Source organism: Sphingobacterium corticibacterium, from assembly GCF_004208525.1.
Classification (GTDB): Bacteria; Bacteroidota; Bacteroidia; order Sphingobacteriales; family Sphingobacteriaceae; genus Sphingobacterium; species Sphingobacterium corticibacterium.
Genome location: NZ_SGIT01000002.1, coordinates 904738 through 919790 on the forward strand (window position 1 = coordinate 904738; position 15053 = coordinate 919790).

Sequence of the window (15053 nt, forward strand, 5' to 3'; positions counted from 1 at the left end):
AATTGACATGTTTAAAATGAAAAGTTAACACCGATTACGTAGCTGGCAAAGAGTGGAAAAGTATCCGACCCGTTGGTTTCAGGATCGGTTCCTTTCAATGCTTTTTCTTTTGTAAATACCAAAGGGTTGTATGCTGTCGCATATATTCTGGCACGCTTCGTAAATACCTTATCCAAGGCGCGTTGCGGCAAACTATATCCGAGCGTAATGGTTTTAATCTTCAGGAAAGAACCATCCACATAGCGTAAGGCTGAAATACCAGTTGTATTATTAATACCTGGTCGTGGATAATAAGCGCCTTCGTTTTCTGGTGTCCAATAATCGATTCCTTTCGGTTGGCCACCATCGCCTGTCGTATACCAGCCCATTAAATTACTATGTATCATCTGCCCCCAGCGTATCATGGTAAATACATTCATATCAAATCCTTTATATTTAAAGGTATTATTCACCCCCAATAGCCAATTTGGGTTGGTCGTACCGAGTATCACGCGATCCGTATCGGTATATGGATGCACGCCATTATCACTGACGCCATCTTCATCAAATTTTTCATTGGTGGCAACTTTTACACCTCCCGGTTGGGAACCATATTTTGCCGCTTCTTCTTCTTCAGCCTGAGACCAAATGCCCAGATACTTATAATCATAGTGAACATTGATAGGCTCCCCCTCAAATAATTTCTGTGCAATTACATCACCATCGGGTAGACTTACGATTTTCTCTTTGTTCTTAGTGAACGAAAAATTGGATTCCCATTCAAACTGGCTATTCCTGATATTAACTGTTCGCAACGACAGCTCAATCCCCCTGTTATTTGTTTCACCAATATTCTGCCAGGTAGACAGTGGGGATCCCCACGCTGTAATGGCCGACGTAATCGGCAATGTTCTCCGGAATAACAATCCTTTGGTATCGGTGTTATAGCTTTCAAAGGCCAAACCAATGCGGTTATTAAACAAAGATAAATCTACCCCTATATTTCGGTTATGACTTCTCTCCCAAGTAATGGATGGATTCGAATAGGTTCCCAAGTTCTGAACGTGTGCGACACGCTCACCATCCAGTGAAACCGCCTGATAAGTATAAGCCTGTGTTTTCGAAGCATAAGCAGACATACCACCGGCATTTCCTGTTACACCATATCCAAAGCGTATTTTAAAATCATCCAAAAAAGAACGTGAAAACGACATAAATTCTTCGTCAGACACTCGCCATGCTGCCGCCACTGCGGGGAAAGCGCTCCATTTATGCCCCTCCGCAAGATGCGAAACACCGTCCCATCGATTTGTCAACGTCAGCAAATATTTCCCGAGATAGCTGTAGTTCAGCCTTCCAGCAAAAGATAAACGTTGTTTTTGCTCATAAGCGGAAGCTAGGCCTTGCTTCTCGGTTCCATTCCCGATGTTGTAGAAAAGGTAATAGTCCAACTCCTGCCCTTGTCCCAGCAAGTTGTTATTGTCGCTTCTATTATCTGCCCAAGAAGTTATTCCTGTTAGCGTTAAATCATGTGCGTCATTAAACCTTTTATTGTAGGTCAAAACGTTTTCCCAGATATAGCTGTATCCAAAATTGTTATAGATCGAAGCCAACGGAGCAGCATATCCCGAAGCTACATTGGAGGATGCATTTCTTCCGATATAAACCCCATTCCGAGAGTTGTTTAATGTCGCTCCGACATTGGAACGGAACGTTAGTCCGGTTAAAGGTGACAACTCTACGTACGCGTTTAAGTTTGAAAATGTAGATCGTGTGTTATTTGCATATTGATCAGGCAATTGATCCCCTAGTGGAGTGATTTCACCAGCAATATATTCAATGTTTACATTACCAAATTCATCATATACATCCCCGAGTGGATAAGCGGCCAATGACCGGGTAAAAATATTATTTCCTCGTGCATTTCTATTCGTATAATTGACATTTAAGTTTGTCCCTACCTTTAACCATGATGCCACTTCATGATCCAAATTTAACCTAACACCGGCACGGCCTTGGTTTTCATTTGTCAACAGTCCTCCTTCTTTTGCATATGTAAAAGAAGCATAGACTTTCGTTTTCCGGATACCAGTGCTGAACGATAAATTATATTTTTCTTGCGTTGAAGAATTGTTCGTTATCTCACCTATCCAATCAATCCATTTATTATTGTTATAGGCTTCCAATGATTCGACATTCAATAAATCAGAGATATCTTCCGGATACTGTCCGTTGATAGTTCTATAGCGTTCCCGTAGATAAGTAATATATTCTTCGCCGACCATGCCCTTAAAGAAATGAGGAGTACCACTAAATCCATAATAAGAATCGAAATCAACTTTAGATACGCCATCTTGTCCTTTCTTAGTGGTAATGATCACAACACCATTTGCCCCCGCAGAACCATATATGGCCGTTGAAGACGCATCTTTCAGCACATCAATACTAGCGATATCAGACGGGTTAATCTGGTCGTACGATGCCGGAACACCATCGACAATATATAAGGGCGAATTGTCACCATATATAGAGCGGGTTCCTCGCAGCAATACATTAGGGTTAGTTCCTACGGCTCCAGAACCTCTATTAATATCGACACCAGCAATTTTACCTTGCAAAGATTCCATTACATTCACTACAGGGTTGGCGACAATATCTTCCGGCTTCACCGAAACAACAGAACCGGTGAGATCGCGTTGTCGGACCGTACCATATCCAATTACGACCACTTCATCCAAGTGGTCAGAAGATGTTTCCAATACAACTGTCAGTTCCCGCCGGCCATCGACGGCAACTTCTTGTGATTTATAACCTACATACGATACGACGAGGGTTTCATTGCCGGTAGGAAGATTCATCCTAAAAATCCCCGACTGATCTGTTCCCACACTTGTTGTACTTCCCTTAACAAAAACAGTAGCCCCCGAAATCGGACGTCCATTCGTATCCACAACTTTTCCCGTAATATCGACAAACCGATCAGCATGCAGCGGAAACGAGGTTTTTACATATGTTGCTGATACCGTTCCGGGTACCATAGCAACCAGAGCATATAATAGTCGGGCATTCCGACGTATCGCTCTTTTTCTAAAAAACATAGAATTCATTGGTTGAAAATTGCTTTGTTTAAATTCCTAATTATTACAGTCTGTAACTGTTAGTTATAGCAAACAAAGTTGATAAAAAGCGTACGGGAATTACTATAATGCATTGCCCTATTATGATAACATATTAGCATTCGAATATATACATGGTCGGTATATCAAAAAAACTTGGATTCCGATACAAATAATTCGATAGCCGATAAAGGAAATTAGATTATGCCGGCACAATAAAAAAGCTGTCTCATCATGCGACAGCTGTATTATTACGATTTTTTTTTAAGAAGATAAGAGAGGCTATTGTAGCGTCATTCTGAAAAAGCCACATTTTTATCCTTTCTAAGTTGAGCCTCATTAGCTGCAAGGATAAAAGCCCCCATTCCTTTCGGATCATCCTGTATGACCGGTTCACTCATATAATAAGCAAAAGAACCATCTCTATAGGGTGTACCCCCAAGACCAGAGACCATGACCGTCCCGTTGAGGTGATAATAGCCATCATCACCTTTAACGATAAATTCCTTGATCATTCCATTATATCCTTTTTCAGCAATAGCGCCATATTTTGCAGAGATGTAACCTAATCTAACGGCTTTCATCATGGTATACACAAACATGGATGAAGCCGATGCCTCGGGATAATTCTGCTTCTCTTCTCCTTTATCCAGTACCTGATACCATAGACCGTTCTCCAGATTCTGCACCTTGGACACGGCTTCCACATAGCGGTTGAGAATATCAAGCAACGTTTTTCGATCCGCATGATCCTGTGGAAAATAATCCAGTACATCCACTAGCGCGACACCATACCAGCCCATTGCCCTTCCCCAAAAGTGAGGCGATTTGCCGGTTTGTTTATCCGCCCATTTTTGTTCCCTACGCTCATCCCAGGCATGATGTAATAGCCCTGTTCTTTCATCTCGAGCGTGTTTTTCCATCAAGGTGAACTGCCTAGCGATATCGGTAAAATTTTCCGTTTCGCCAAAGATTTTGCTGTAGTGCGCATAAAATGGCTGCCCCATATATAAACCATCCAGCCACATTTGGTGCGGGTATACCTTTTTATGCCAGAAGCCGCCCTCGCTTGTACGCGGGTGTGTGTACAGTTGTTGCCTTACATACTTCGCTGCATCTTGATACTTTTTATCTGTTGTCTTTTCATAGAGGTACAATAAGATTTTTCCGTTTCTCACATAGTCTATGTTGTAACTATCTTGCGTATAATAGCGAATACTGTCGTTGGGTAGTATAAATCTGTCCATCTGCTTTACGATATAATCATAATAGCGTTGCTCACCTGTCCGCGCATAAACGTTGGAGATAGCTTCCAGATAAAGCCCGATATCGTACGACCATCCCGCTGACTTACCATCCAGACGAGATAAAGAGTCTGGCCATTTATGCATAATAGTGTTGCTTATTTCACGGGCATAATCAATATCTGCATCAGTCGATTTGATGGATGTACAATTGCAGAAAAAAAGAGAGGTCAATGCAGAACTCAAAAGGAAGGTGAGGTACTTTCTGTACATATTTTTTGATTTACGATAGTCTATAATAGATTACAAAATACGACTTTTATTTGCTTTATCCACTTTTTGGCTTCATTTTGTGCAACAACATGAACACGGCGAGAGACCTATTTGCCTTAACGAGCTCCCACTTTGTACTGACGAAGGACTTCTTTTCTTTGTTGAGATACCTCAATGCGTTGCTGAGCCCCCTCAATACCACATTGAGGGACAACTATACTCGCAAAAAGTACCTCGACATCTATACGCCATACGTATCGGAGGTTATGAGCGGCATCAACATGACATGGAAGAACGACAATACAGTATTGCCGTTGCTCAAAACATTTTCGAGATAGGAGATGACTACATTGACGGAGGAATAGGTTACAGAGAGGAACGCATATAACGTGTAGACGTACCGATACATCTCGTCGAGGGACAACCGGAGACATCGAACGGACCTCAGTGCTTTATTGCGGTATGTAGAAAGCATATATCGCTATCTCGACAAGCACACGAAGGCCCTCATCAAGCTCAACAACTACGGCGTCAGGTCAAAGACGTACCGCAACGGACTATTGAGGTACCGCAAAACGACAGGAAAGCATGCCATCCGCACGCTTTATCTGCTGTATCATCTTTTCGAAAACGACACTATTCATCATCAGTCATCAGCTTCACGCTACTCCTACTATTATAATTACTTACATAAGGTCAAAACGTATCACCTGTGCAACATCGGAGGGGAGACGTCCGTTCTTAGGAATGGTAAAACTAATGCTACCGACCGTTTCTTGAAAAGCACAATCGTAATTTTTCTTGACACTAAGAAGTGTGGCTGATTTAATTTGTCCTTTTAAATTGTTGCTACTTAGTCCCGACAAAGTGATTTGTTTTTCTGTTCCCGGCCAATCTAGAAAAATAGCATAGATTGATTTTCCCTTCCTTGTATAATGGACACGTTTACCATCCGCTGTGATTTCGTTCGAAACGACATAAGGCCGGGTACCATATATAGACTCGCCGTAAGACCATAACCATACACCTACATTGGCCATCACATCTTTTTGATCTTGCGGAATAGACCCGTCTGCCATCGGAGAAAGGTTCAACAGCAAATGACCATTGTTACTTACAATCTCTATCAACTTATGGAGTATCTCCTTGTGCGTAGACAATTTCATTCCTTTGACATACCCCCAGGACCGGTGATAACCAGCACTAATGGTCAAATCACATAACCAAGGGATAGAATCCATCTCGTCGGGACTAAACATTTCATGATCCAACATCCCTATCGTTCGCGGAAAATCGTTGTTTTTGTAGGTGACTATCACTTCCTGCTTAGTCTTCTGCGCCTGGTTGAAATAGTTCGAAAGAAAATCAAGCTTATAACGCTCTGGAATTTGATCCATCCACGCGTCGAAATAAACAAGGTCAGGGCTGTACTTATCTACAACTTCATTACTTTTATTCAACCACATCTGTAACCACTCTTCATGTGGCATTAGACAGCCATACATTTTTGCATATTTGGGATTGTTAGCAGCCCATTCTGGCTTAACCTTTACATAGGTGTAATTATTTTCGTGATGAAGCGATGTTATAAATTTTAATCCTCTGGCTTTGATAGATTTCCCCAATTCGCCTATGATATCGCGTTTGGGTCCCATTTCCTTTGCATTGAACGGCGTATATTTACTATCCCACATCGAGAATCCATCATGATGTTCGGCAACCGTACCCGCAAAGCGTGCTCCACTCTCTTTAAAAAGTGTAGCCCATTCATCGGCGTCAAACTTCTCCCCTTTGAACATAGGGATAAAATCATGATACCCAAATTCGGAGAGTGGCCCGTACATTTCTATATGCCGGTTGTGTCCACCCATTAAGAAATCTGTAGATTCCGAATTCTGGTGCATGTAGAAATAATATTGTTCGTTTCCATAAGCTGGTACGGAGTAAACACCCCAGTGACAGTAAATTCCGAATTTAGCATCCCTCATCCATTCTGGAACTGGCGTATGTTGATGAAGCGACTCCCAGTCAGGTGTATATTGTTTTTGAGCTTTGCTGTTTAAACCAATTATACATAAGATAATGCACAAAACTATGAAGCTAAGTTGTTTTATCATTGACTATATTTTATTCTTTTGAATAATTCCTTCTGTTTTATATATAAAATAGATACGAACATCCAAATTAATCATTCTATTATATTCCACTAAGAATATTAACCGTACGGGTCATACTATCACCTTCGGCGTCCGTAACCGTAAATTCAAATGAACCTGCACCAGTCGTAGACGGCTTGAAAATAGCTTTTCCGCTTTCTACCGATACCGTGCCATTCTCTGCCTTATTTCCTTTGAACATCGGGCTTTGCGTAAATCCTCTGGCCAACGCTTTGAGGTCTATTTCTAAAGACTCGCCAGCTGCCGCGCTAAAGTGTGCTTTAGACATCCATTGCAGGTATTCATCTAATTCCGTGTAACCATCTCGATTTTTATCTAGATTAGTATCTGAAAAATCGCCTTTCGGAGATTTTGGGTCTAACCCGCGTTGGACTTCCCACCAATCTGGCAATCCGTCATGGTCGCTGTCCCAATTGGCAGCACGTCTCACTTCGGGATAATCCTCGTAGCCGCCTACATCATCCTGATGATCAGGGAAACCTGGCTTACCGGATATACTACCTGTTGCTGAATAGGTACTATCGATCGTTTCTTGAATAATACGTTGATCGTGCTCATCTAACTCAGGTTGGTTATTGCCCACATCAGACAGCACCAGTTTATAGGCCAGTCGAGCACTATGCGTAGTCACTTTCGCATCGAAAAAAGATTTATCGACAAACGTTTCATATTTTTCGGAATCTCCATTACTATACCTTGCTTTCCGACCCTCTTCCTGGTTGTGTTCATCAAAGTGTCCCGGCATCAGATTCCCATCGAAATAGCATCTTTGCGTCCCTTTTCCAACATTTTCATGATCTCCGATGAAGGCAAAGAACTGGGTTGTTCCGGCTCCTGGTTTATAATAATTGTTTACGAAGTTTACTTCACGCGCACCGCCATCTGTGGCTCGGGCACCCCAATTATATACGACATTATTGCGAAGATCCAGTTTACCACTGTAAAATCCGTCACCATTCAGACCTCCGGCCAGACTCCAGTTTCTCCCGTAGCAATGGGCCAACAGGTTGTGGTGGAAGCTGCCTACCTCTCCACCGATACTTGCAGCATATCCGTGCATCTTTCCTTTATCATATTTACTGTGACCAGCCGAATTCAATGCTTCGGATATTAAGGTACGCTGTAAGGTAATGTTTTTCGCTCCACGTGAACTGAAAGCTTCATCTATCGTCCAGCTTATAGAACAATGGTCGACGATACTATAGTTCGCACCTGTCAAACCCATGCCATCTGCTGTTTTCCCTGCACCTAACCGAACACGCAGGTTCTGTGCCACCACATCATTTCCCGTAAATCCAAAAGGAGCACCGGCAATACAGATTCCTTTTCCCGGCGCTGTTTGTCCGGCTATAGTCACGTACGGCTGGCTCGCAACTAAGCGGGATTTCAGATGAATAATGCCTGAAACGGCGAAAACAATCGTCCGCGGACCGGCATGCTTCTCCACGGCTTCACGCAGACTTCCCGGCCCGCTATCATTTAAGTTGGTTACTTCCACTACGATTCCCCCACGTCCTCCACGTGCATGGCGCCCATATCCTTCCGCTTCCGGAAACGCCAATTGTGCCGGCCGGAAATACCATACGTCCCCTTGCGTTTTACCGTTGCTGGTAACTTCGTCTATCCGCCAATAGTACGTATCCATACTGTAAAGACCTGTAGTCGTATATTCAGTCGTATTTTGTACGCCTTTAAATTCCGGAGAGGTAGGTGTAGCATCTGCAACCCTGGCAGAATCCAACCCAAAATAGATTTCATGTCTTGTAGCTCCAGGGGCGACGCCCCAAGTTAATGTTACGGATTCGCTTTGCAGCTCCACATGTTCATCGGCATTACTGGGTGAAGGGGAATGAGCCTGCTTCGCCGCATCAGGTGTATTAATTTCAAACGCATTGATCGCTAAATCTCTCCGAACAGAAGCCGTTTGGTCTCCTGCTTCAAATACCACAACTGCATCCTCGCCTTGTTTTACGTTTAAATGTATATAGGCTGTTACTGCGTCCGCTGTCTTGAGTGCCCTTATGCTTGGCTGCACCGTCTGCTTTTTGCCCTTATGCGAAATGACAATAGGACTGAACGCTTTATCCTCCGGGCTATGCGGAATGTTATGGTATGTCAACAAGGTATGCTCGCCTTCGGGTAGCCCGCTGATACGCATTTCAATCTTTCCTGCTGCATCTCCGTCTTTTAATGTTATCCCATCGGAAATTAAATGGGCAAAATGAGGTGATCCCATCCCAGCTTTGTACCATTCAGAAGCAAGTTCAGCTCTATCCGAATCCACTTTGGCAAAGGTAATCTTTATATTCACCTCGGTAAAGCTGTCAGAACTCCCCGGTTTTATCTGCCAAGAGGAATAACCGCTCTCGTTTGTTTCAGCAACTCGGCGGCTACTTTCATTAAGATCCACTTTTATCACAGGTCTCTGCTGGGCAAAAGCTGTATTAACTATAAATAAGCTAACTAACATGAAGCTACACACAAGTGACTGAAAAACAATATTCCTTAGAGACATCTGTTAAGTTTTTTAAAGTTTATAATTCGATAAGATGTATAATATATCACGTATCTATGGGATTAGTTATCTACGTTTATTCAAATGTAGGAGGCTTTGCAGATTGTTTATTATATTATTTTTACGCTTTTTTCTACTATATTGCCAAATTAACAAATTGGCTATCAAGGCAAAATAAGCTTTTCACTCAGAAAGCACATCGTCGTTTCAAAAAAAGCTGTTGCACGAGATTGTGCAACAGCTCACCAAACTAACTAAACTAATAAAAGAGTGCCTTTAAAGGGGTTATAAAGGCCTAACAGTCTTCTCCGGAACTACGCTATTTAAATAGTTCTCTATATTGGCATATCCGTTTTCACTTATTTGAGCAGCATCAGCAGGGTTCTTGGGATCCAATCCCATTTTCGCCTCAACCGCGTCTGGAATTCCGTCGTTATCCATATCTTTATAAGGTGTACCTCTGTATGCTGGATATCCACCTACCTGATTGACGTCCGTGATGATACCTTGTTTATACGAATCCATTGGTAAACGTCGTTTTACGTAAGGTGATTGCTGTAAGGGTTCTGCAGGTTCCGTATAAAATACTTTACCCGTTTTCACCTGCTTGACAATACGTTCGTCTACCGCATCACGCTTTGGAAGCGTAGCGCCTACGTTTTTCAAAACATAATCGTATGCTTTTTGGGCGCTCATTATCTTTCCGAAATTAGAAAGCGGGAATGGTTGATCCACTTTGATCTTGGCTAAAAGCGCACTTAAATCTTCTTTTGCTTCCGGTTGTACACCACCATCCCAATTGTCTTTTGTTACCCGCTTATTTCCGTCTATGATATTTCCGTGCACATAAGCTTTTCCAAATGTATTTGCATGCACTTTATCTCTTCCCGATTCCGGTTTTAGAATACGGTAAGATATCGCCTCGTTCTCCGGGGTGATCGGACCGGGCTTATAATAATTATTGATAAAATTAAATTCCGAGCGGTGATCCCCACCATCCGCGCTGCGGTTCCACCAGTTCCAAACGACGTTATTGACGAATCCGAAATCACCATACATGCCTATCGATGGGCTGCGGCTGATATTCGACGCCCAAAGATTACGCATAAAGGTACTATTCAACCCACCAAGCGTGCTACCAAAAGAGTGATTATATGTATCCAAAGCTTCCGAGAAAATGGAATTTTGAATCGTTATATTGACGGTCGGTAATTTTAAATCTTGTCCTCCCCGATCGTATACATGCCGATACATAGACATGTTTTCGTCCAATCCCCAACTGGCAGACACGTGGTCTAATATAATATTCCCTACACCATTTCCGCCGAGTGCATCATCCCGCCGCGTTACATCCGTCACACCCCGACGGAACCGCATAAAGCGCACAATGACATCATGTGTGTCGATCAAAAACGATTCGCCTGCCACACAGACACCATCTCCCGGCGCAGTTTGTCCAGCAATCGTGATATAAGGTGCTTTAACGACGATAGGTTTCTCTAATTCGATAATTCCCGCCACGTTGAATACAATAATCCGCGCACCACCTGCTTCACAGGCTTCTCGCAATGTGCCTGGTCCGCTATCAGCTAAACTAGTCACCACAAATATACGACCACCTCTTCCTCCCGGTGTATAGGCTCCGCCTCCTTCCGCCCCAGGAAAAGCCAGTATATCGGCTTGTGGTAGATCTTCGGGTTTTGCCGCCCAAGGAATATAGGGTTTACCTTCTTGCTCCATAACAGCCTTCGCCGTTTTCCATGCCTGCTCTAACCGCTGTTCTTCCGCCTTTTCCCGGGCGTCCGCCATTTTCTGCAAAGAGTCGGGAATAACCGGGTATTGTGCAAACGACAAAGCGGGTAATAACAAGAATAAACCAGGTATGATTGATTTGATATTCATCTTCTATCCTTTTGAAGCTAAATTATTTAAATAGATCTCAATGTTGGCGTAGCCCGATTCCGTGATTTCTGCTGCATCATTCGGATTTTTTGGATCCAATCCCATTTTCTTTTCTACGTCATCCGGGATACCATCCTTGTCCGAATCTTTATAAGGCTTTCCGTTGTATTCCGGATATCCGCCCACTTGCGAAATGTCTGTGATGATACCTACTTTGTACGAATCTCTGGGTAATCTTCTGTGCTGAAAATCTTTTTCGGGAAGCGTCACATTTTCCAGTGGTGTTGGTTTTCCGTCTCGGACTTCCCTTACGATACGTTCATCCACGGGGTCACGATGTGGCAATGTTGCACCTGCGTTTGCTAATACGTGCTCGTAGGCTTTCTCTGCAGGCATGATATGCATCTCCGCAGTTGGGAGTGGCTTATTGACTTTAGATTTCAGCATATAATTCGTATAGCTTTCTCCTGTAGCCAATCCATCACCTTCATAAAACTGTACACCACCGGCCCAGTTGTCCGCCGTTACTTCAGGATTATCCGCCACTACATTTCCATGTACATATGCCCGTCCAAACTCCTTGTAGGCTAACTTACTACGTCCGGATTCGGGTTTCAAGATACGATAACGTATCGGTGCATTTTCCGGTGTTGCTGGTCCAGGTTTAAAATAATTATTAATGATATTGTATTGGGCGGTATAATCGCCACCGTCAATGGCACGATGCACCCAGTTATAGATAACGTTATTGGCAAAATTAAATATACCATTCCAACCGATAGATGGATTTCTGGCAGCATTGTTCGCCCATAGATTACGCATAAACGTACAGTTTTCGCCACCTAATGTACTTCCGAAAGCGTGGTTCCACGTATCTAAGGCTTCCGAGAAAATAGAGTTTTGAATCGTAATATTAACCGTACCGAATTTCTTTTCCTGTGAACCCGTGCTGTCGTTGTACATATGTCTGTACATAGACATATTTTCGTCTAGTCCCCAGCTTGCCGACACATGATCGATCATGATGTTACCCACAGGGTTGCCACCGATAGCATCATCGCGCCTACCTACATAGGTTTCCCCACGCCGGAAGCGCATATAGCGTATAATCACATCATGCGTGTCAATCCAGACCGATTCCCCAGCGACGCATACACCATCGCCTGGTGCAGATTGACCTGCGATCGTAATATAGGGCGCACGTATAATTAATGGTGTTTTAAGCCTGATAATACCCGATACGTTAAACACAATGATACGCGGACCACCTTGCTCACAGGCTTCGCGCAGGGTTCCTGGACCATTATCTTCCAAACTGGTCACAACGTAGACCTTGCCCCCGCGACCGCCGAATGTATATTTACCACCACCTTCTGCTTCCGGGAAAGCAGGAATTTCAGCCTGGGGTAAATCGGTCGGACGGGATGCCCAAGGAATATACGGTTTCCCTTGCTTCGCATATTCCTCTATAATAGGAAGAGCTTTACCCCAAGCGATATCCGATTGCATACGCGCTTTTGACATCATTTCATTGGAAGCTTTCTGAACATCCGCTGGAATTTTAGGGTATTGGGCTCTCGCTGTTATAGCGACTAAACTAAAAATTGTCGCAATCAAAAATGATAATTTCTTATTCATATATATACATTTTATGATAATATCAGGCATATAACCATAATCGATATTAGCTATATCAAAGTTAGGGGTATAAAAAACGACTTATTTATATTATCTTCACGAGAGATTGTAAAATATTATCTAAAACCAAATGGGGCCACTTTAAGAGTAGCCCCATCTGGTTATGCTATTTTTATACGTTTCATTATTGCAACGGATCAAATGTTCCCGCCCCCTGGATACTATTCCAGCCTTTTGTCTGCTCTAAGTAAGGAGATCCTTCCATAACATTTTGGTGTATACCAAAATAGTAATATTCTGGATACCAACGAAAAGTCCAAGTCGGCGAGGCATTTGTTCGATCTAGATCGTCCCGTTCCTCAACAACAAAATAATTATCGTACAAATAATCTACATATTCGTCATAGTTCGTTACTCCTGCTGGAAAATCAGTCGCATTACGATCAATTACCGGCGCATTTCCACCGAGCATGGGGTCGGATACGCCAATATATTCACTCATACCGTCCTTTATCGTTATCCTATAGCCTGTACGCCGCGTGCCATTCAATACAGGGATACCCAACTTGGTATTCATGCCCGTTTCATTGTCAAAAAGCATCCATCGCCGCAGATCGTAAAAACGCTTACCCTCATAGGCAAATTCTATTTTCCTTTCGTTGAGTATGGCACGAAACAACCGATTTCTATCACCAACGCTACCGGATAAACCATAGTAACCATCCTTATTCTCGATTCCCGCTCTTGCCCGGATATCCACAAGACCTTCCATACCCTCTGTAAGTTTATTAATTCCCACAGCACATTCCGCCAAGTTAAGTATGACTTCGGCAAAACGGAACTCCATATAATCCGTACCACTTTCTTCAAAATTGTTTATGGCATTATTCGCACTTAGATTAGAAGCTTTACGCACATATATTCCAGCACCGTTTGCACCTCGCGTTTCTGTCGATTTATAAGCACCATTTCCCGTTTCCTTCCAAGAATACGTCCACAGTTTATAGTTTTGATCGCCCGAATAGGGCCAAACAGCACCATTATATGCGAAAGATTTATAAAAACGGGGGTCTCTGTCTTTATAAAACTTGTTAGGGTCAAATGTATAAGATGATGTCACATCATCGATTTCTTTACCATCCTTCATAGGAAAAGCATCTACCATCTGCTTGGTCGGACTTATGGAGCCGGCTCCGTTTATTCCTCTAGGACGTATCGCTTGTTCCCAACCACTGTTTTTGGTGAAATTTCCACCTTTGGGCATTTTATTGAATCCAAATACAATGACTGCTTCCGGATTGTCCTCTTCTTTAAACCACATATTGCCCCAAGCCTCACCGTTCTCCAGGTTACCCACATTGTACAAGCCAAAACCATTTTTTTCCAACAGTTCTTTCGCCGCTAAATTTGCATCATAGGCTTCTTGCCATCTAGATTGATCATCATTAGGGTTGAACAATGGACTAGCCCATGTTAATAGGACTCTCCCTTTTACTGCTGCTGCTGCTCCACTCGTAATACGGCCCCAATCTGCCCCATTCCATCTTCCTGGCAGCAACGCTACCGCTTGATCAAGGTCTGCACAGATCTGGGCGATTGTTTCTGACGTAGAACTCCGCGGAACCGAATTTTCTTCGATATCCCCGACTGCAGGATTTTGCGCCGTAAGGACAAGAGGTACACCACCATACAAACGCATTAATTCAAAGTACTGCCACCCACGCCAAAAGTACATCTGTCCTTTTAATTTGTTTTTGATTTCTTCTTCCATTCCGTACTTGTCCACCTCCGTCAGGAACAAATTAATCTGCCTTAATCTTGTCCATGTATTGTTGGCGATATTAGTTCCCATACGTTGACCGAAGTACTTATTCGCATGGTTATTAATGAAGGAAATGTTAGCCCATTCTTTATTAAAGTCAGTCTCCCCAGCCAATTCATCCGTTGTCTGGGCAAAAATATTGTTATAACTCCCATTATCAGAAGCTGTATTCGTGGATACGAATCCCGTTCCGTTATTTGCCGGCAGAAACAGTCCATACACATAGTCAATATAAGCTTGTGCCAATATCGGGTCTTGAAAAACACGTTCGTTTTCTGCCGTCATGTCCCGTTTCTCCTGCAGAAATTTATCACTACACCCCGCTAATAGGAGAAATGAATACACAAGTAAATTTATCGATAAAATCCTTTTCATTTTTTTAGAATT

General features: G+C 42.9%; 8 protein-coding genes. 1 reads left to right on the forward strand and 7 read right to left on the reverse strand.

The features are described from left to right. Positions 1-11 precede the first annotated feature (11 nt). Both EWE74_RS12210 and EWE74_RS12215 read right to left on the reverse strand, forming a co-directional pair. Positions 12-3077 (reverse strand): SusC/RagA family TonB-linked outer membrane protein, encoded by a 3066-nt coding sequence (locus EWE74_RS12210; RefSeq protein ID WP_206365219.1) that lies wholly within the window; start codon positions 3075-3077, stop codon positions 12-14. 311 nt (positions 3078-3388) lie between these two features. Continuing rightward, positions 3389-4612, reverse strand: a complete 1224-nt coding sequence (locus EWE74_RS12215) for a glycoside hydrolase family 88/105 protein (protein WP_130141811.1) — start codon at positions 4610-4612, stop codon at positions 3389-3391. Positions 4613-4701: 89 nt separating this feature from the next. On the opposite strand from EWE74_RS12215, the gene EWE74_RS12220 reads away from it, so the two are divergent. Then, positions 4702-4950: a hypothetical protein gene (locus tag EWE74_RS12220; RefSeq protein WP_130141812.1), complete on the forward strand. Its 249-nt coding sequence runs from the start codon at positions 4702-4704 to the stop codon at positions 4948-4950. 348 nt (positions 4951-5298) lie between these two features. Here EWE74_RS12220 and EWE74_RS12225 read toward each other — a convergent pair whose 3' ends face one another. From EWE74_RS12225 to EWE74_RS12245, 5 genes are all read right to left on the reverse strand, one after another. Continuing rightward, positions 5299-6729, reverse strand: coding sequence for an alpha-L-fucosidase (locus EWE74_RS12225; RefSeq protein WP_130141813.1), 1431 nt, complete (start codon positions 6727-6729; stop codon positions 5299-5301). Positions 6730-6808: 79 nt separating this feature from the next. After that, complete coding sequence (locus EWE74_RS12230) at positions 6809-9304, reverse strand: Ig-like domain-containing protein (RefSeq protein ID WP_206365220.1); 2496 nt, start codon at positions 9302-9304, stop codon at positions 6809-6811. A gap of 285 nt (positions 9305-9589) precedes the next feature. After that, positions 9590-11206 carry a pectate lyase family protein gene (locus tag EWE74_RS12235; RefSeq protein WP_130141814.1) on the reverse strand — a complete coding sequence of 539 codons (1617 nt, stop codon included), beginning with the start codon at positions 11204-11206 and terminating at the stop codon, positions 9590-9592. Positions 11207-11209: 3 nt separating this feature from the next. Continuing rightward, on the reverse strand, positions 11210-12844 hold the full coding sequence (locus EWE74_RS12240) for a pectate lyase family protein (RefSeq protein ID WP_130141815.1): 1635 nt from the start codon (positions 12842-12844) through the stop codon (positions 11210-11212). A 184-nt stretch (positions 12845-13028) separates the two neighbouring features. Then, complete coding sequence (locus EWE74_RS12245; RefSeq protein ID WP_130141816.1) at positions 13029-15041, reverse strand: RagB/SusD family nutrient uptake outer membrane protein; 2013 nt, start codon at positions 15039-15041, stop codon at positions 13029-13031. Between the last annotated feature and the right edge of the window lie 12 nt (positions 15042-15053).